This is a genomic window from Palleronia pelagia (assembly GCF_900110115.1).
In the GTDB taxonomy this organism is placed as follows: Bacteria; Pseudomonadota; Alphaproteobacteria; order Rhodobacterales; family Rhodobacteraceae; genus Palleronia; species Palleronia pelagia.
In genome coordinates this window covers 63,981-83,455 of the sequence record NZ_FOCM01000004.1, presented here as the reverse complement: position 1 = coordinate 83,455, position 19,475 = coordinate 63,981, and the positions used below count along the sequence as shown (strand labels likewise).

17 protein-coding genes are annotated in these 19,475 nt (G+C 68.2%); 12 read left to right on the top strand and 5 right to left on the bottom strand.

Annotated elements, in window-relative coordinates; all coding sequences use genetic code 11:
* Nucleotides 1–16 precede the first annotated feature (16 nt).
* From BMX96_RS09815 to BMX96_RS09760, 12 genes are all read left to right on the top strand, one after another.
* Nucleotides 17–1,147: an HlyD family efflux transporter periplasmic adaptor subunit gene (locus tag BMX96_RS09815; protein ID WP_091845334.1), complete on the top strand. Its 1,131-nt coding sequence runs from the start codon at nt 17–19 to the stop codon at nt 1,145–1,147.
* Nucleotides 1,147–2,550, top strand: coding sequence for a mannose-1-phosphate guanylyltransferase (locus tag BMX96_RS09810; protein ID WP_091845333.1), 1,404 nt, complete (start codon nt 1,147–1,149; stop codon nt 2,548–2,550). Before BMX96_RS09815 ends, BMX96_RS09810 begins: the two co-directional genes overlap by 1 nt.
* Entirely contained in the window at nt 2,537–3,904 is a 1,368-nt protein-coding gene (locus tag BMX96_RS09805) for a right-handed parallel beta-helix repeat-containing protein (protein ID WP_091845332.1), read from the top strand. Before BMX96_RS09810 ends, BMX96_RS09805 begins: the two co-directional genes overlap by 14 nt.
* The gene (locus tag BMX96_RS09800; protein WP_091845331.1) at nt 3,904–5,325 is read left to right on the top strand and encodes an MBOAT family O-acyltransferase; all 1,422 of its coding nucleotides are present in this window, start codon (nt 3,904–3,906) and stop codon (nt 5,323–5,325) included. Before BMX96_RS09805 ends, BMX96_RS09800 begins: the two co-directional genes overlap by 1 nt.
* Before the next feature lie 9 nt (nt 5,326–5,334).
* Complete coding sequence (locus BMX96_RS09795; RefSeq protein ID WP_091845330.1) at nt 5,335–6,405, top strand: alginate O-acetyltransferase AlgX-related protein; 1,071 nt, start codon at nt 5,335–5,337, stop codon at nt 6,403–6,405.
* Nucleotides 6,398–7,123 (top strand): SEL1-like repeat protein, encoded by a 726-nt coding sequence (locus tag BMX96_RS09790; RefSeq protein ID WP_091845329.1) that lies wholly within the window; start codon nt 6,398–6,400, stop codon nt 7,121–7,123. Before BMX96_RS09795 ends, BMX96_RS09790 begins: the two co-directional genes overlap by 8 nt.
* Nucleotides 7,120–8,436, top strand: a complete 1,317-nt coding sequence (locus tag BMX96_RS09785; RefSeq protein WP_091845328.1) for an alginate O-acetyltransferase AlgX-related protein — start codon at nt 7,120–7,122, stop codon at nt 8,434–8,436. Before BMX96_RS09790 ends, BMX96_RS09785 begins: the two co-directional genes overlap by 4 nt.
* Nucleotides 8,433–9,050, top strand: a complete 618-nt coding sequence (locus tag BMX96_RS09780) for an alginate O-acetyltransferase AlgF (protein ID WP_175481702.1) — start codon at nt 8,433–8,435, stop codon at nt 9,048–9,050. The genes BMX96_RS09785 and BMX96_RS09780 overlap by 4 nt, the downstream gene beginning before the upstream one ends.
* A 32-nt stretch (nt 9,051–9,082) precedes the next feature.
* Entirely contained in the window at nt 9,083–11,776 is a 2,694-nt protein-coding gene (locus tag BMX96_RS09775) for a tetratricopeptide repeat protein (RefSeq protein WP_091845326.1), read from the top strand.
* A 15-nt stretch (nt 11,777–11,791) separates the two neighbouring features.
* Nucleotides 11,792–12,808, top strand: coding sequence for an alginate lyase family protein (locus BMX96_RS09770; RefSeq protein ID WP_091845325.1), 1,017 nt, complete (start codon nt 11,792–11,794; stop codon nt 12,806–12,808).
* Between the two features lie 574 nt (nt 12,809–13,382).
* Nucleotides 13,383–13,820, top strand: coding sequence for a universal stress protein (locus BMX96_RS09765; RefSeq protein WP_091845324.1), 438 nt, complete (start codon nt 13,383–13,385; stop codon nt 13,818–13,820).
* 17 nt (nt 13,821–13,837) lie between these two features.
* Nucleotides 13,838–15,367 (top strand): alanine/glycine:cation symporter family protein, encoded by a 1,530-nt coding sequence (locus BMX96_RS09760; RefSeq protein ID WP_091845323.1) that lies wholly within the window; start codon nt 13,838–13,840, stop codon nt 15,365–15,367.
* A 103-nt stretch (nt 15,368–15,470) separates the two neighbouring features.
* On the opposite strand, the gene lpdA is transcribed toward BMX96_RS09760, so the two are convergent.
* From lpdA to odhB, 5 genes are read right to left on the bottom strand one after another with little or no spacing between them, the layout of a single operon-like run.
* Nucleotides 15,471–16,859, bottom strand: coding sequence for a dihydrolipoyl dehydrogenase (lpdA, locus tag BMX96_RS09755; protein WP_091845322.1), 1,389 nt, complete (start codon nt 16,857–16,859; stop codon nt 15,471–15,473).
* A 24-nt stretch (nt 16,860–16,883) separates the two neighbouring features.
* Nucleotides 16,884–17,279 (bottom strand): MAPEG family protein, encoded by a 396-nt coding sequence (locus BMX96_RS09750; RefSeq protein ID WP_091845321.1) that lies wholly within the window; start codon nt 17,277–17,279, stop codon nt 16,884–16,886.
* Nucleotides 17,280–17,528, bottom strand: a complete 249-nt coding sequence (locus tag BMX96_RS09745) for a hypothetical protein (RefSeq protein WP_091845320.1) — start codon at nt 17,526–17,528, stop codon at nt 17,280–17,282.
* 3 nt (nt 17,529–17,531) lie between these two features.
* Nucleotides 17,532–17,873 carry a hypothetical protein gene (locus tag BMX96_RS09740; RefSeq protein WP_091845319.1) on the bottom strand — a complete coding sequence of 114 codons (342 nt, stop codon included), beginning with the start codon at nt 17,871–17,873 and terminating at the stop codon, nt 17,532–17,534.
* 56 nt (nt 17,874–17,929) lie between these two features.
* Nucleotides 17,930–19,474: a 2-oxoglutarate dehydrogenase complex dihydrolipoyllysine-residue succinyltransferase gene (gene odhB / locus BMX96_RS09735; protein WP_091845601.1), complete on the bottom strand. Its 1,545-nt coding sequence runs from the start codon at nt 19,472–19,474 to the stop codon at nt 17,930–17,932.
* Between the last annotated feature and the right edge of the window lies 1 nt (nt 19,475).

The window sequence follows — 19,475 nt, the reverse complement described above, 5'->3', positions numbered from 1 at the left end:
CGACAGGACGCACCCAATGACACACGCACCCGACACGTCCCCCGCGCCGCTTTCGGCCGGGAACGAACACCCGCTGATCGACATCCCGTTCACCGCCGTGATCGACGGACGCCGCTATTCCGGCGACGGGCTGTCGATGACCACGGCACAGGTCACCGGCCTGATCGACCGGGGCATCGACGGCACCCAGAACATCGTGCGGCTGATCTTCGATTTTCCCGGCTTCCAGCTGGCCCTGTCGCCCGCCGCGCAGGTCCGCGTGATCGACGACAATACCGGCGTGCTGGTCTTCTCCGAGCCGACCGGCGACCACTCCGCCCAGCTGCGCCAGGTCCTGAACGACTATATCTCGGGGGACCTGACCAGCTCGGGCCGCCTGATCCGGTCGGGCGCGCTAGCCCAGCCCAAGAACGGCGGCAGCGGTGCCCCGGGCAAGCCGACCGTCGGTCAGCGCGTCCGCAGCGGCGCCGCGACCCTGATGGTCCTGGCGCTGACCGTCGCACTGATCGCCCTGGCCGTGAGCCTGATGCAGGCGCGCCTGTTCACCACCGACATCGCCGCCCCCGGCCGCGTCGTGCCCGAGGGGCAGACGATCCGCGCCACCGCGGACGGCCAGATCAGCTTCATCGACGCCGAGGCCCAGGCCGGCGACGTGCTCTTCGCGCTCGACACCGTGGACGGCGAAACGCTGTCGATCGCCATGCCGATCGACGGCGTGGCGCAGCCGATCTCGGTGACCGAGGGCAGCACCGTCCTCGCCGGCGAGCCGCTGTTCGCCGTGTCGCCCGAGGACGCCGCCCTGACCATTGAGGCACGCCTGCCGCAGGAGCTTCTGTTCGAAGTGCAACAGACCGGCGGTGTCGACGTGACGCTGCCCGGTGGCGCCGAATTCCGCGCGACGCTGGCCGAAGGCTTCCGCGCGCCGGGCGCCGTGGGGTCCGATGGGCTGGTGCGCACGAACCTCGTGCCCTCCATCGACCTTCCCGACGACACCGCCGGCCAGGTGGCGGCGCTCAGTGTCACGCGCGACGCGTTCGGCGTCGACTGGACCACTCTCACCGGCGAAGCGCTGACCGAAGCGCGCGCCTTCCGGGACGAAACCGTCCTGCCGATTTTCAATCGCATTACCCAGAATGGAGACCAATAATGAGCAGCATTATTCATCCCGTCGTATTGTCGGGCGGCATGGGGACACGCCTTTGGCCGATGTCCCGCGTCGCTCAACCCAAGCAGTTTCAATCCGTTGACGGCGTGGGCGGCCCCAGCTTCCTGCAGGCGACCGTCGCGCGGCACCGCGGCGACGGGTTCGCCGACCCGCTGCTGATCGCCGCCGCTTCGGAAGAGATCCTGGTGCGCGACCAGCTAGCCGCGATCGAAACGCCGGCCCGCTTCGTGGGCGAACCGGTGGGCCGCAACACCGGCCCCGCCGTCCTGGCCGCCGCGCTGACGCTGGCCAAGGACGATCCGTCCGCGACCATGCTGGTGCTGCCCTCTGACCACAAGATCGAGGGCGACATGAACACCGTCGTCACTGCAATGCGCCCCGGCGCCGAGGCGGGACGGATCGTGCTGTTCGGCGTGGTGCCGAAACACGCCGAGACCGGCTTCGGATACATCACCTGCGGCGCGCCCACGGACGAGCAGGAAGGTCTGTACGAGGTCAGCCGCTTCATCGAGAAGCCGGCCCTCGAAGAGGCCGAGCGCCTCGTGGCCGCGGGGGACACGCTCTGGGCGTCGGGCATCTCGATGATGCGCGCCGATGTCCTGATCGACGAATTCGCCAAGCACGATCCCGACACCCTGGCCGCCGTACGCGCGGCGATCGCCGATGCCAAGGTGACCGAGACGGGCGTCAAGCTGTCGGAGGCACCGTTCCGCAACGCCGCGAACGAGCCGACCGAACGCCTGATCTTCGAACGCTCGGACCGCGTCGCCGTGGCGCCCGTTTCGGTGGACTGGAACGACGTGGGGGCGTGGACCGCCATCCATTCGATCAGCCCGAAGACCGACGACGGCAACGTCTCCAGCGGCGAGGCCATGACCTTCGACACCCGCAATTCACTGATCCGCGCGGGCGACAAGCTGGTGACCGTGATCGGCATGGACGACGTGATCGTGGTGGACACACCCGACGCGCTTCTCGTGACGAACCACGCCAACGCCCAGAAGGTGAAGGACGCGGTGACCCGCCTGAAGGCCGACGGCCGCAGCGAGGTCGCACGCCATTCCGAGTCGGCGCCGGCGGATATCGGCCAGGGCGGCAGGGCCGTGCCGGCCGTGTCGCGCCGCACGCTGGACGTGGGCGAATCCGCGACCTTCCGCGGCACCGCGTCGGGCGGCAAACTGCTGGCCGTGTCGGACGGGCAGGGCCGTTGGAAGAACGGCGGACCCGTGCACGATTGCAGCCCCGGGCAGAACGTGAACGTCGCGCCCGGCAGCTCGGTCGAGCTGTGGAACACCGGCGACGATCCGCTGCGGATCTTCGAGATCGACCTTGGCGACGACGACGCGGACGCGCCGTGGGAAGGCAAGCGGTATGCGCGCGCCTGAATGGCTCACCCGTTTCGGCCTGGCGGCGGCGCTTGCGCTGCCGTTGGCCGCGCCCGCCGTCGCCCAGGACGAGGTTCGCGCCTCGGTCTCTGGCGTGCGGCTGGCGTTGACGCAGCTCGCCACCGGCGGCGGGGTCGAAATCGACTCCGACCTGCTGGCCGAGGCGCGGGACGGCGACGCGATCTACCTGAGCGCGGGCGACGTGACCCTGGCCGAGCTGGACGATCTTCTGGACGCCAAGGGCCACCCGGACGTGCTGACCCGGGACGCGGACGGCTTTTCGGCCGAGCTGCCCATCGTGCTTCTGCAGGGCGCGTCCCTGCGCCTTGAAGCGGGCGACCGGCTTGAGCTGTCGCGCGGTGCGGGCAGCTATGTCCTGGCCTTCGGGCAACTCGCGGTGGACGGCGCGACCGTCGCCGCGGGGCCGGACATCCACCCCGAGATCGAGGGCTTCCGTCCCTTCATCGCCGCGCTGGGCCCGCAAAGCCTGTCGCTGAAGAACGCGACCCTCACCGGTCTCGGCTACGGTGATCGGCCCTACAGTGCCGGGCTGTTCCTGGGCGGCCGGGGCCTGATGAGCTTCGGTAGCCCGGCAGCGATGACCGGAAACGATTTCAAAGACATGCGCGGCGTGGTCCTGCAAGGGCTCGATGGCGTGAACCTGAGCGAGAACACCATCGACGGCGCGCGGGGCACCGGCCTGATGCTGCGCGATGTCGACGGCGGCACCCTGGCGGGCCTTTCGGTGCGAGACACCGGCGGACCACAGGCGCTGCACCTGTCCGGGGTCACCGGGATGGGTCTTGTCGATATCGACCTCGATGGGGGGCAGGGCAAGGGCCTGCGCGTGGACGATACCAGCCGCGCGATGCGGCTTTCGGACGTGGCCGTGAACGGCTTCGACGGGTCCGGCGCCACGCTGGCGCAGGGCGCGACCTGCGTGCTCATGCAAAATGTCGAGATCGCCGGCAACAATGGCGCGGGTCTGGCCATGCGCGGCGCCGGCACCGCCATCGTCAGCGACAGCCGCCTCGTCGACAATGACGGCCCCGGCCTGATGATCGACCGGCAACGCCCCGAGACCCGCGTGCTCGTCACTTCCAGCACCTTCGCGGGCAACCGCATGGGGCTGCGGGGCACCGGCCTTGCCGAGATCCGCCTGCACGCCAACGATTTCCGCGATCAGCGCCCGCGGCTGCTGTCGGGTGACCTCGACCAGATGACGCCTGCCTTCCTGCGCGCCGACACGGACGAGCTGAGCGTCGACGGCGTCCGCTCGCTCGACCCCACGCCCCTGCGCCGCGACGCCGCGCAGGCCGCTTTTGAAACCTGTTCCGGAGAGGGCACCACCTGATGGTCTTTTCCTCTGAGACTTTCCTGTTCCTGTTCCTGCCGCTGGCGCTGGCGCTCTACTACCTGACGCCGGGCCGCTGGAAGTCGCTGACGCTGCTGGGCGTCTCCTACGTCTTCTACGCGTGGTGGCGGGTCGATTTCCTGTTGCTGCTGATCGGCACGACGGCCTGGACCTGGATCACCGGCCGCATGATCCGTCATGCCGCGACCGACCGGATCGCCAGGGTCTGGACCGGGATCGGCGTGGCGGGTTGCCTCGCTGTGCTGGGCTTCTTCAAGTATTTCAACTTCTTCCTCGATAGCCTGACCGGGCTTGTTGGCACCACGCCCGACGCCATCGGTGTGCACTGGCAGATCATCCTGCCCATCGGCGTGTCGTTCTACGTGTTCCAGTCGGTGAGCTATCTCGTCGATACCTATCGCGGCGATGCGCCCGAGGACGTGAACCCGCTCGACTTCGCGGCGTTCATCGCGCTGTTCCCGCAGCTCATCGCTGGGCCGATCCTGCGCTACAAGGATCTGGCCCACCAGTTCCGGCACCGCACCCACTCGGTCCAGATGTTCTCGGACGGGATGATGCGCTTCTTCATCGGGCTGGCGAAGAAGGTGCTGCTGGCCGATGCCGTGGCCCCGCTGGCCGACCTTGCCTTCTCGACGCCCGATCCGTCCATGGCGCTCGCCTGGGCTGGGGCCGTTGCGTACATGATGCAGCTCTACTTCGATTTCTCGGGCTATTCGGACATGGCGATCGGGCTTGGCATGATGCTGGGCTTCCGCTTCACCGAGAATTTCAACGCGCCCTATATCTCGCGCTCGATCACCGAGTTCTGGCGCCGCTGGCACATCTCGCTGTCGGTCTGGCTGCGCGACTACCTCTACATCCCGCTGGGCGGCAACCGCCTGGGTCCCGTGCGCACCCACGTCAACCTGATGACGATCATGGTGCTGGGGGGCCTTTGGCACGGCGCGGCCTGGACCTTCGTGATCTGGGGCTTCTGGCACGGCGCGTGGCTGGCGTGGGAGCGGTTCTCGGGCTGGGCCACGTCCCGCTCGACCGCCGCGCTGCTGCGCACGCTGATCGTCGTGCTGCTCGGCTGGGTCGTGTTCCGCGCGACATCCGTGGTCGAGGCGGGGCAGGTCTTCGCGGGCATGTTCGGGGCCAACGGCATCGCCCTGTCGCCGGCGGCGGCCTTCGAGATCACCGGCGAAAGCGTCGCCGTGCTGATCCTGGCCATCCTCGTGGCGATGATCGAGCCCTGGCTCGGCCGCGCGGTGGATGGCCCGCTGTCGCCGCGTCCAGACGGCACGCTGACGGCGACCAGCGCCATCGTTCCGCCCATCGCGGTCACCGCGCTGGCGACCCTCACGATCCTGAAGCTCGCCGAGCAGAGCTTCTCGCCCTTCCTCTACTTCCAGTTCTGAAGGACCGACATGATGCAGACGATCCTGAAGACCATACGCTACAGCGTCCCGATCCTGTTCCTGGGCTACGCCGTGGTCGTGAACCTCGCCATCTTCGGCGAGGGGCTGCCCGGCGAGGTCGAGGGCGACGTGGTCACCGGCCGCGCGGCGCTGTCGCTCGACACGCTCTACGGGCAGGCGCAGCCCCATCGCGACACGGCCGTGGGCCTCATCGGCGCGGCGCGCTACGCGCTGATCGGCGAGGGCCGCGACGGCGTCACCGCGGGCGAGGACGGCTGGCTGTTCTCCGACGAGGAGTTCCAGCGCGCCACGACGCCCGAGATCGCGACCGCGACCCGCATCATCGAAGAGGTCGACGCCGAGCTCGATGCCCTGGGCAGCGAGCTGACCGTCGTGCCGGTTCCGGCCAAGATCGACATCTACCGCGACCGGGGCGATGCCGAGGCCGGCGCCGCGATGGAAGAGCAGTATCTCGCCTTTCGCGCCGCGCTGCACGAGGCTGGGGTCGAGAGCGTCGATACCCGCCCCGCCCTGGCCGATGTGGACGGCGATCCGGTTTTCCTGACCCGCGATACCCACTGGACCCCCGCGGGCGCCGCGGACGTGGCCGAGGCCGTGGCGGGTTCCGAAAAAATTTCTCGCGGCGACAAGGAGTTCGCCAAGGTCCCGGCACGACCCGAAGAATTCATCGGTGACCTTGTTTCGTTCGTCACCACCGACGATTTCGCGCCCCGGGTGGGGCTTGGACCCGAGCGGGTCACCCCTTACGTGGCAGAGGAAGCCGACGCGACGGAAGGCGGCATCTTCGCCTCCGACGACGACCCCATCGACACGGTGCTCGTCGGCACGAGCTACAGCGCGAACGAGGCCTGGAGCTTCGTCCCCGCGCTCAAGATCGCGCTCGGGCGCGACATCCTGAACCTGGCCGAAGAGGGCCGGGGCCCGATCGCGCCCATGCGCGATGTTCTTTCCGACCCGGCCTTCGCCGATGCGCCGCCCGCGCACGTGATCTGGGAATTCCCGGTCCGCTACCTGGGCGCGCCGAAACACACCGACACCGAGGAGGCCAGCAATGGCTGATCGACGCCTTCCCGCGGCCCTCGCGGGCCTTATCGCCGTTTCGCTCGCGGGTCCCCTGGCCGCGCAGGCGGTCATCGACGACCGCGTGACCCGGACGGACGATCTGCCCACCTGGCAGCTGCAACGCGACCGCAAGCGCATGTTGAACGACGGCTACCTGAGTTTCCCCGAGATGCGGGCGCTCGCCGATGCGGGCGACGGCCTAGCCGCGTTCCGCTATGCCAACCGTCTGATGGAGCTCGACAACGCCGACGACCTGGTTGGCGATGCCGCGCTCTACTACGCCTCGGCCGTGTTCACCGGGCGCGACTACGCGCTGGGCCCGCTGATCCGCATCCTCGAACGCCCCGGTCTCGACGTGTCGGACAAGCGGCTCGACCACCTTGAGAACGCCATGCGCACCATGGCGGTGCAGGGCTATCCCGAGGCGGGCGAGGCGCTGGCGCGGTTCTACGAGACCGGCGAACCCTTCGGCCGCCATCCCGACCGGGCCCGGTCGCTGCTGCTGGAACGGGCCGAGGCCGGTGACGGCGCGGCGGCCCTCCGGATCGGGTCGAACGCCCTGCAGAACCCGGGCGCGGTCGCACCCGATCGGCTGCGCGGGATCCTGTCCCTGGCCGCCGAGGATGGCGACACGCTGGGCACCCGCACCGCCGCGCGCTCGCTGCTCGCGCAGCTCGACGCCCGCAACGACGACACCGGAAAGGACACGCAATGAGCTTCCGATCGCTTCCCCTGGCCGCGGGGCTTCTCGTGGCCGGCACCGGACTGGCCGCCGCACAGGACGCCTCGGCCTACGACTGCCGCGGGCTTGCCACCGCCGACGAACTGCCCGTGTTGGAAGGGCAGGACGGGTTCTTCTATCGCCTGAACCTGAACATGCGGACCTACCACCCGCTGTCGACCGCCGCGGCCGAGACGGTGGGCACCTTGAGCCGCGTCCTTGCCGAGCGGGGGACGCAGCTGATCTACGTGCCCGTCCCGACGAAAAGCCTCGCCATGCCCGGCAAGTTGCCCGCGGCGGCAGCCGATTACGGCTATGACGAGGACCTGGCACAGACCGGCTACGCCGCGTTCCTGTCCGAGCTCGACGCCGCCGGCGTGGCCGCGATCGACACGGTCGCCGCGATGCGGGCGCTGCCCGAGGACCGCGCGCCCTTCATCGGGCTCGACTTCCACTGGACGCCCGCCGGCGCGCGGGCCGTGGCCGGCGCCATCGCCGACCGGATCGACGAGACCCCGGCGCTGGACGACATGCCCACGACCGAGATCGACATGACCTCGACCGGAAGCAAGCCGATGGACTCGGCCCTGCGGCGCCACATCCAGAGCTTCTGCCGCGAAAGCCTGCCGCTGCCGCGGACCGAGCGGTTCGAGACGACCGAGGTCGGCGGCGACGCCGACGGCGGTGGGATCTTCGCGGCCGACAGCGCGGGTCCGCCCATCGCGCTGGTCGGCACGTCGATGTCGGACGAAGGGACGTTCAACTTCGAGGATTCCATTTCGGTCGAGACCCAGGCGCAGGTCGCCAACTACTCGATCACCGGCGGCAACCAGTTCGGCGGCATCACGTCGTTCCTGCTGTCCGGAGAATTCCGCGAGACCGCGCCGCGCGTCCTGATCTGGGAAAACCCGATCTACAACAACCTCGGTGGCTTTGGCGAACGCCCGCTGCGCGAGCTGATCGCGGCGGCGGGTGCGAATTGCGAGCCGCTCGAGACGGCCAATCCGGAGCCGCGCGTCCTGACCGCCGATCTGCCAGCCGATCGGTTCACGCCCGAGACCTATCTGGGCGTGGACACCGGCAGCGCCAATGGCCGCCGGGCCGTGCTGAGCTTCACCACCGAGGACGGCTTGACCGGTGACGCGATCATCCAGCGCTCCGAACGGGTCGGACCCACCCGCTGGTTTTACGAGTATGCGCGCCCGCTTTGGCGCGACGACTACACCCAAGTGCGCGTTAAGCTCGACCAGCCGGCCGACGACGGCGCGACTATCTCCACATGTACCGTGAAAGGACCCCAGACATGATGACCAAGCGAACGCTCCTGCTCAGCCTTCCCATCGCCCTGCTGCCCGCGCTGCCCGCGGTGGCGCAGGACGAGGGACTTTATCCCGATCCGTCCTCGCCCGACGCGTCCTTCCTGCGCGTGATCGCGCCCGAGGCGAACAATGTCACGGTCGACGGCACCGTGCTCGATCCCACCGACGCGGGCCTCACGCCCTATGCCGAGGTCTCCCCGGGCGAAGTTACCATCTCCGTCGGCGACGAGGAGACCACCGTCGAGGTCGGCGCCAGCACCCACTACACCGTGCTGTCCTCGGCCGAGGCGCAGCCGCTGATCGAGGACGGCGTGACCGAAAGCCCGGCCCAGGCGGACCTGCTGCTCTACAACCTCGGCGAGATGGAGAGCTTCGATCTCTACGCCACCGAGGCCGAGACGGCCGCCCTGTCCGACGTCGCGCCCAACGGCCACGACGCGGTCGGCCTGAAGGCGCCGCTGACGCTGACCTTCGAGCTGCGCCAGGACGGCGAGACGCTGGCCAGCCTCGACCCGGTCGACCTGCGCCGCGGCACCGCGACCACGGTGATCGTCACCGATGACGGCGGGCTCGTCGCCGCCGACAGCACCTACGCCGACTGACCTTGACACGCCTCGACCCGGAGGACCCCACCATGACCTTCACACGCGCCCTCTCCGCCACCGCCCTGGGTCTTGTCGCCCTGACGGGACCGGTCCGCGCCGACCCGGTCTCGGTGCCGTTCGATCCGCCCCGGGTCGAGGCAGGCTCCGACACCTGTCTGCCGCGCCCGCCGCAACACGTGCTGACCGAACGCTGGCAGGACTACGACGGCGGACCCGTCGGCGGACGCGACATCGCGCTGATCCGGCGCGACCTGCGCCTGCTGCGCCAGAACGACCCCGAACGCTGGTTCGACACCATCGAGGCGGCCAATGACCGGCTGCTTGAGGTCGTCGATAGCTACGACGAGACGAACCGCCTGCTCGACCGGCTGGACCTGCTCGTCGCCGCCGGCCGGATGGCGGAGCTGGCCGAGTCCGGCCTCGTGGACAGGGTGCTTGAGATTGCCCCGAGCGGAACCACCTCGGCCAAGCGCACGGCGGCCGACCTGCTTTTCGAAGGCACGGGCGTCGAGCGCGACCAGGACCGCGCCATCGACCTGTGGCGCCAGGCCGCTTACGCGGGCGACGGCGCGTCGCTTCTGCGCATGGTCGAGCTGTCCTACGAGCGGGACCTGGACGATTGGGACATCGCACCGGACGTGGCCGTGACCATGGCGCTGGGCGACCTGCTGGGCGATCTCGATCCGCGCCTGTGCGACCGGGTGAACCGCATCGCGGCAGTGTTCCTCGATGGCGAGGCCGTCGCGCCGGATCCCGACCTGGCCGAGGACTGGTACCGCTTCGCGGCCGACCTCGGCGGCCACAACGCCGCCTGGAACCTGGCCGAGATGCACCGCGAGGCCATCGAGGTCGAGAAGGACAACGACCTGATGATGCAGAGCCTGCGCCAGGCGGCCGGGTTCGATCTGCCCTACGCCATGCTTCAGCTGGCCGCCATTCTCGAACGCGGTGCGCTGGCCGAACAAGACCTGGCCGAGGCCCGCGCGCTCTACGAGGAAGCGGCCGATTTCGGCGATCCCACGGCGCGCATCCGGCTGGTGAACCTCGCCCGCGACCGGGCCGACGGGCCCGAGGAGCGCGACCGGCTAGCGGCGGCGCTCGATCGCATGATCGACGCGCCCGACACGCCCGGCTGGGCCTACGTGCAGCGCGGCGACCTGGTGATGGCCGAGGACGGCCGCTGGGCGGGCGCGGACCGGGCGGCCGAGCTCTACCGGACGGCCGTGGAAATCGACCCGTCCCTGTCGGCGGCGCAGATGCGGCTGGCCGGTCTGATGCTGCGTGAGACCGAGACGGAGCAGGACCTGCTCGACGTGGTGTCGACCCTGCGCAACGCCGTCTACGTGGACGGCCAGACCGAGCCGATGCAGGATCTGCAAGCGATCTTCCGCTGCCGCTCGGCCGTGGCGCCGGTCCCGTCCGAGGCCGAGTACTGGACCCGGATGGAAAGTTTCGCCGGCGACACGACCGTCGAGGTCGATCCCGGACGGCTGGACGAGCTGACGGTCGAGGACGACCCGATGACACTGGCCCGACTGCAATCGCAGGCCGTCAACATGCGGTCGCGCTCCCTGGCCAATTTCCACGAAGTCCTGCCCGGCGGCGCCAGCGACGCCATGCGCCGTATGACGCGCGAGGCGGGCGGCGCGCTGTTCGTGGCCGAGGCCAAGCTCGCCCTGAACCGCGGCGATGTCGGCGCCGCCGAGGACCGACTGGACCGCGCCATCGACGCGGGCGAGCCGGGCGCCCGGGCGCAGCTGGTGTCGCTCCTGTCGGACACGAAGGATCTGGACGGCGACCGCCGCGCGCGGCTGGTCACGCTTGCGCGCGACTTGGCCGCCGAGGGCAACGGCGCGGCGATCCGCACGCTGATCGAGATCGGCGAAACCGATCCTGACGCCGCCTGGCAGCGCTATTCGGACGCCATCGCGCGTAACGGCGACGTGGACGCATTGCTGTTCGCGCTGCCCTACCTGGAGAGCGCTTCGCGGACCGAGGAATACCGGAACCGCATCCGCAGCACGATCGACTGCACCACGTCGAAGGCATTGGAATATGCCCGGGTGCTGCGGGAAATCGGGGCCGACGATGCCGTCGGTCAATGGATCGATGTGGCAGAGGCCGCTTCAGGCGGCGACGGATGGGAACGGGTCGCCATCGGCGACGCGCTGCGCGAGCTGGGCGGCAAAGAAGCGGATGAGGCGCGTGCGCTGGAGCTTTACCGGGCGGCGGCCGATGACGGCTATTCGGTCGGGCTGCGCCGCCTCCTGTCGCTGCGCCAGGACGGCGAGATCCAGATGACCGCCGACGAGACGGCCCGCATGTCGATCCGCCTGCTGCGCATCGCCGATACCGAGGACATCCCGGTAATCCTCAATTTCCTCGAGTACTCGGACCCGCAGGTCCGCCAGATCGTTAATGCCGAGATAGACCGTCGCGCGCTTTATACCGAAGCCGCCGAGAACGGAAACGCGGTGGCGCAACTGGAACTGGCGCGGATCGTGCGCGACAGCGATGCCGCGGGCGACACCTCCGATCGCTATGCGGACCTGCTGCGCCGGTCCGCCGACGGTGGCAATGCCGAGGCGATGTACCTGCTTTCGCAAGCCTATGCCTACGGCGTGGGCGTCGAACAATCCGCCGCGCAGTCGCGCCGCTGGCTGACCGCCGCCGCCGAGGCGGGCAACGAGACGGCCGCGTCGACCGCGCGCATGATCCAGTAAGGAAGGATACGAGCCATGAAACGAATCCTGATGACCGGCGCGCTTGTCGCCGCCTTGCCCGCGCCCGCGTTGATGGCGCAGGAGGCAAGCGACGTGAGCTGCATCGAGGTGGCCGAACCCGTCGTCTCGCTCGACTACGGGAGCCGCTACACAGACGAGAGCGAGGACCGCTCGGATCTCGACGAGGCGTCGAACGACGCGGTCGACGCGGCGCTGGGGCCCATCGACGACTTCATCGTCGCGCTGACGGGCAAGGCCAACGACGCTGCCCGTGACGGCGACGCCGAAGCGGCGGCCTGCGTGGTCGACGCGCTGGCCGTCTGGGCCGAGGCCGACGCGATCAGCGACCTGGAAAGCATGAACGCCAACCTGTCCTCGCCGTCCCGCTTCGGCGCCATGGCGCTGGCCTATCTCCAGGCCAAGTCCGCCGCCGAGATCGATCCCGACCAGGCCGAGGTGATCGAGGGCTGGCTGGTCGAGCGTGCGCGCCACGCGACCCAGTGGTTCGACACCGAGGCGCCGACCATGGCCAGCCAGAACAACCTGCGCGCCTGGGCGGGTCTCGCCGCCGCCGCCGTGGGCGAGGCCGCCGGGAACGACTACCTGAAGGCCTGGGCGCACACGACCTTCGCGCTGGTGGCCTGCCAGGCCGACGAGGATGGCGCGCTGAAATGGGAGATGGAGCGCGGCCCCCGCGCGTTGCACTACCAGATCCACGCAGTGGCGCCGCTGGTCGTCGGCGGGGCGCTGTTGCAGGACGATGGCTATCCCACCTTCGAGATGTGCAACGGCGCGGTCCACCGCGCGGTAGAGTTCATCCCCGCTGCCTTCGAGGCGCCAGAGATGGTCGAGGAAAAGGCGGGCGAGCCGCAGACGTTTAGCACCGGCGAGGACGAGTTGAAAAGCTTCGAACTTGCCTGGGCCGAGGCCTACCTGTCGCTGTTCGACGCGCCCGAGATCGAAGCCTTCGTCGAGGAGTACCGTCCTCTTGGCAACTCCAAGCTGGGCGGATCGCAATCGGCCCTGTGGTAACCGGATCGGTCCCCGCGCGCCGCGCCTCCGGCAGTGTTTTTGCCGGGGGCAGGGCGTCTGACAGGCGGTGACAGTCCAAAGTCGATCCGGTTTCGCGGCTCGCGGACGGGCCGCGATGGCTCGAAACCCCGTTGCCTGCCCTTATTCCTTAAGATCCGTATCGCCGCTGGCATTGGAGACCGACCGGGCTGAACCCTGAACCTTGCCCGTGACGGGCAAGTGACCATCGGCGTCAAATATTCATCCCATAGACCCGGAGAGGGGCGCGTCGAGATTTCGGCGCGCTTCCGTCATGTCTTCCGTTCTCCTGATCCTGCCCGGGGGCTCTTTGCGCCCAATGCTATTCGATCACCTGCACCCGTGCCCGTGTCGCCCCGTTTCGGGGCGGTAGCTCGAAAGCACCTCGAGCGGTTCAATTTATGGGCGAGTGCGGCGGGAATCAGCACCTGATTACACTTGTCCATTGACGTAACGGCACCTTGCATCAACCATCGGGGGATTGATCTGCGCTCGGGCAGGTCGCTGTGCGGGGCAAAGCGGCGGGGGCGTCCGCCCGGATCGAAAGGACATCGGTATGGCGCAGGAAACCTTCGTCGTGGCCTACGACGACAACACCGAGGACACGGCCGTCCTGGATTGCGCGATCTCGCGCGCGTCGCGTTCGGGGGCCAGGCTGGTCATCGTCCACGTCCTTGAATGGTCGCCCTACAGTTTCCTCACGCAGCAAGAGCTTGAAGAGCGTCACAAGAAACGGACCCAAGAGCTGGACCGCGCCCACAAGCACGTGCTCGATCCGGCCATCGCCAAGGCGAAGGAGGCCGGCGTCGAGGCGGTAGGCACGGTGCAGCACGGCTCGGCGGCCGAACTCGTCGTCAAGACGGCGAACGAGGAGAAAGCCAGCTTCATCTTCGTCGGCCGCTCGGGGTCGAGCGCGGCGCGCGCCCGGATCTTCGGATCGATCCCGCTGGCCATCGCGCAGATCGCCACCGTTCCCACCGTCATCGTCCCATGAAGCCCGGAGGCCAATTCATGCGATACTTCCTTGCAGTTCTCGCAACGCTTTTCGGATCGCCCCTTGCGGCGCAGGGCATCGACGAGACGATCAACAGCATCTTCGCCGATTATACAGGCTGGTATGTCAGCCTGATTTTCGCGGACCTGCCCGGGACCAATTTCAGCTGGATCGCCCTGTGGCTTGTGGTCGGCGCCGTGGTCTTCACGGTCTATTTCGGGGCCATCCAGCTGTCGGGCTTCATCCATTCGATCCGCCTGGTGAAGGGGGATTACTCCGACCCCAACGACGCGGGCGAGGTCAGCCATTTCCAGGCTCTCGCCACGGCACTGTCGGGCACCGTGGGGCTGGGCAACATCGCGGGGGTCGCCGTGGCCGTATCGATCGGCGGGCCGGGCGCCACCTTCTGGATGGTGATCGCGGGCCTGTTCGGCATGGCGACGAAGTTCACCGAATGCACCTTGGGGGTGAAGTACCGCAACGAATACCCGGACGGCACGGTGTCGGGCGGGCCGATGTATTACATGACGAAGGGCTTCAAGGAGCGGGGCCTTCCGCTGGGCGGGGCCATGGCGGTCCTGTTTGCCTTTTTCACCATCCTGGGTGCGCTGGGCGGCGGCAACATGTTCCAGGCCAACCAGGCCCACGCGCAGCTGGCCAACGTGCTGGGCGATTATCCCGGCTGGATCACCGGCGTGGTCATTGCCGGCGTCGTCTTCGCGGTGATCGCGGGCGGTCTGAAATCCATCGCCAAGGTGACCGAAAAGGTTGTGCCCTTCATGGGCATCTTCTACGTCCTCGTGTCGCTGGTGATCCTGCTGCGCAATTACGACGAGATCCTGTGGGCGTTCGGCCAGATCTTCGAAGGTGCCTTCACCGGCCTCGGGGTTGCGGGCGGGTTCACGGGCGCGCTGATTCAGGGCTTCCGCCGGGCCGCGTTCTCGAACGAGGCCGGGATCGGGTCAGCGGCCATCGCCCACTCGGCCGTGAAGACCAAGGAGCCGGTGACCGAGGGCTATGTCGCGCTTCTGGAGCCGTTCATCGACACCGTCGTGATCTGCACCATGACGGCGCTTGTCATCGTCATCACCGGCGTGCTGCAACAGGACGCGGAGACCGGAATGTATGTCTGGAACGCAGAATTGGGGCGCATCGCCACCGAAGGCGACGTGTCGGGCGTGGCGCTGACCTCGGCGGCCTATGCGCAGGCGTTCTCGTGGTTCCCGCCGCTGCTGGCCATCTCGGTCGTGCTGTTCGCGTTCTCGACCATGTTGTCCTGGAGCTACTACGGGCTGAAAGCGTGGACCTACATCCTGGGCGAGGGACGGATGAAGGAGCTGATCTTCAAGATCATCTTTTGCCTGTTCATCATCATCGGATCGGCCGCGAGCCTCGGGCCCGTGATCGACTTCTCCGACGCCATGCTGTTCTCGATGGCGATCGTGAACATCATCGCGCTGTATTTCCTGATGCCCATCGTGAAGGCCGAGCTCAGCCGCTACCAGGGCAAGCTGCGCTCGGGCGAGATCAAGAAATACGAGGGGTAGGGCAGGGGCCGGCGGCACGCGTCGCCGGCGTCACGCGGCCCGGCTTGCAGCGCAGGCGGGCCTTGCGCGCCCACCGGATCGGCGGGCGCGCAGGAATTCCAGCTCAGGAGTGGATCGGCCCGTCGCCGCAGGCCAGCGCCGCCTCGCGCACCGCCTCGGAATAGGTCGGGTGGGCATGGCAGGTCAGCGCCAGGTCCTCGGCCGCGGCGCCGAACTCCATCGCGACGCAGATCTCATGGATCAGGTCGCCCGCCATGGGGCCGATGATATGGGCGCCCAGGATGCGGTCGGTTTCCTTGTGCGCGAGGATCTTGACGAAGCCCTCGCCGGCGAAGTTGGCCTTGGCGCGGCCATTGCCCATGAAGCTGAACTTGCCGACCTTGTAGGGCGTCCCGGCCTCTTTCAGCTGTTCCTCGGTCTTGCCGACATTGGCGACCTCGGGGTGGGTGTAGATCACGCCGGGGATCACGTCGTAATTCACGTGGCCATGCTTGCCCGCCAGCACTTCGGCCACGGCCATGCCCTCGTCCTCGGCCTTGTGGGCCAGCATGGGCCCGGCGATGCAGTCGCCGATGGCATAGACGCCGTCGACCGAGGTCTTCCAGTGACCGTCGGTTTCCACCTGTCCGCGCTTCGACATGGACACGCCCAGCTTGTCCAGGCCCAGCCCGTCGGTATAGGGGCGGCGGCCCGTGGCGACCAGCACGGTATCGGCGTCCAGCGTCGCCTCGCTGTCGTCCTTCTTCAGCTTGTAGGCGACCTTGGCCTTGCCGTTCTTGACCTCGACCCCCTGGACGGCGGCGCCCAGGATGAACTCCATCCCCTGCTTCTTGAGGATCTTCTGGAAGCCCTTCTGCACCTCGCCATCCATGCCGGGGGTGATCGTGTCGAGATACTCGACCACCGTCACTTCCGAGCCGAGGCGGGAATAGACGCTGCCCATTTCCAGCCCGATGACGCCCGCGCCGATCACCACCATCTTCTTGGGGATCTTCTTGAGGCTCAGCGCCCCGGTCGAGCTGACCACGACATCCTCGTCGATCTCGACCCCGGGCAGGGTCGCCACGTCCGAGCCGGTGGCGATGACGATGTTCTTGGCCTCGTGCACCTCGTCGCCGACCTTGACCTTGCCGGCCTCGGGGATCGTGCCCCAGCCCTTCAGCCAGTCGATCTTGTTCTTCTTGAACAGGAACTCGATGCCCTTGGTGTTCTGGCCGATCGTGTCGGCCTTGTAGGACTGCATGTCGCCCCAGTCGACCGAGGGGCTTTTGCCCTTCAGGCCCATCTTGGCGAAGTTGTGCTCGGCCTCGTGCAGCATGTGGGTGGCGTGCAGCAGCGCCTTCGACGGGATGCAGCCCACGTTCAGGCAGGTGCCGCCCAGCGTCTCGCGCCCCTCGACGCAGGCGGTCTTGAGGCCCAGCTGCGCGCAGCGGATGGCGCAGACATAGCCGCCGGGTCCGGATCCGATGATGATGACGTCGTAGCTGGCCATGGGGAAATCCTTTCGCGTCGGCGCCTAGATCAGCGCCGCGATTAACATGAGAACGGTGGCGGCCCAACCGCAAGCCCAGATCAGCGACCGTCCCGGCCGCCACCCCAGCGCGTAGGCGGGCACGTAGATGACGCGCGCGGCCAGGTAGACCCAGGCGCAGGCGGCGGTGAACCAGGTGGACTGGCCCGTGACGGCGATGACCACGCAGGCGATGGTGAAGAGGATCAGCCCCTCGAAATGGTTGTCGAGCGCGCGGCCCAGCCGGGCGGTCGTGGCCGACATCTCGCGCGACGGTTCGCGGTCGCGGGCGGACATGGTGTAGCCCGGCCCGAGTTCACGGTTGGCGGGGATGGCGTAGGCCACGAACTGGATGCATTGCAGCAGCGCGGCCAGGGTCAGTGCGATGAGCTCGGGCGTCATTCAGACGGTCCTCAGGTAGTGCGCCTCGGTGCCCGACAGCGCGTCGCGCAGCCCGGTCTCGGACGACAGCCATTCGGCCACCTTCTCGCGGTCGGCCACGTCGTACAGGCCCCAGACGGCCGACGTGCCCTTTTCGCGCCAGAGCTGCAACTGCGTGAGCCCGGCCTGGTCGCGTCGCTCGGACGCGGACGCATAGGTGTCGAGAAAGGCATCGGCATCGGTGGTGTCGAAACGGATGAGTGCGTGCATGATCTATCCTCTGCAAATCAGCGGTGCGGCAAGCACCGTGTCTGCATAACGCGCGCCCTGCGAATTGGTTTTCGAGACGATCTCGTCACGCGGCGCCCCGACCCATCGGCACCCGGGATTCAGGTTGGCCCGCGCCAGCCGGATCCGCGCATCAAGGTCGCGCGGCTGGCTTGGGTCGAACAGGAAGATATGCCAGCGCGCGCCGTCGCCCGCGCTTTCGGTCGAGGCGAAGTGGCGCACGGTGACGGACGGGTCGCGCGGGGCGACGACGCAGGCCGACAGGACCGCGGGCAGCAGCCAGGCGATGCGCCGCACTCGGATCGGGGTCGCGATCGTTTCGGTCATTTCGGGCGTCCCGGCATGGTCAGGCGGCGGACGGCGTCAGCCGCCCGCCGACGGGGTCACAGGTCCATCAGCAGGCGGCGGGGATCTTCCAGCGCCTCTTTCACGCGGACGAGGAAGGTCACGGCGCCCTTGCCGTCGACGATGCGGTGATCGTAGCTCAGCGCCAGGTACATCATCGGACGGATCTTGATCTCGCCGCCGATGACCATGGGCCGTTCCTGGATCTTGTGCATGCCCAGGATACCCGATTGCGGCGGGTTCAGGATGGGCGAAGACATGAGCGAGCCGTAGACGCCCCCGTTCGAGATGGTGAACGTGCCGCCCTGCATGTCGGCCATGGACAGCTTGCCGTCGCGGGCCTTCACGCCCAGGTCGTTGATCGTCTTCTCGATCTCGGCGAAGGACATGGCGTCGGCGTCGCGCACCACAGGAACGACCAGGCCCGTCGGCGTGCCCACGGCGATGCCCATGTGGACGAAGTGGTGATAGACCACGTCGGTGCCGTCGATCTCGGCGTTCACCTCGGGCACTTCCTGCAGCGCGTGGCAGCAGGCCTTGGTGAAGAACGACATGAAGCCCAGCTTCACGCCGTGCTTCTTCAGGAACAGGTCCTTGTATTCGTTGCGCAGTTCCATGACCGCCGTCATGTCGACCTCGTTGTAGGTCGTCAGCATGGCGGCGGTGTTCTGCGCCTCTTTCAGGCGCTTGGCGATGGTCTGGCGCAGGCGGGTCATCTTGACCCGCTCCTCGCGGTCGGCGTCGCCCGCGGGGGTGGGCGATTTCGGCGCGGGGGCAGGGCTGTCGGACTTGGGGGCCGACCCGGCCTTGGCCACGTCTTCCTTCATCACGCGCCCGTCGCGGCCCGAGCCGCTGACCTGGTCTCGGCTGATGCCCTTCTCGGCCATCGCCTTCTTGGCCGAGGGCGCATCCTCGACATCGCGGCCGCTGTCGCCGCCCGACGGGGCCTCGGCCTTGGGCGCGTCATCGGACTTGGCGGGCGCCTTGGCGCCGCCGCCGCCGGTGGTCATGGTGGCAAGCTTGCCGCCGGCCTCGACCGTTTCGCCTTCACCCTTCAGGATCTTGCCCAGCGTGCCGGCGGCGGGGGCGGGCACCTCGACGCTGACCTTGTCGGTCTCGAGCTCGCACAGCATTTCGTCGGCCTCGACGGCGTCGCCTTCGGACTTGAACCAGGTGGCGATGGTGGCCTCGGACACGGATTCGCCCAGGGTCGGGACCATGACGTCGATCTCGTCGCCGCCACCGTCGCCGCCGTCTGCGCCGGTGTCCTTCGGCGTGTCCGCGCCCGAGTAGCCGCCCTTGGTGTCCTCTTCCGACGCGGGCTTGGCCGGCGCGTCGCCGCTGCCCGCGCCCTCGTCGATCTGGGCCAGCAGGGCGTCGACGCCCACCGTGTCCCCCTCGTTCGCGATGATCTCGCCCAGGGTGCCGGCCACGGGGGACGGAACCTCGACGGTGACCTTGTCGGTCTCAAGCTCGCACAGCATCTCGTCCACAGCGACGCTGTCGCCGGGCTTCTTGAACCAGGTCGCGACGGTGGCTTCGGAGACGGATTCGCCCAACGTGGGCACGCGCACTTCGGTCATG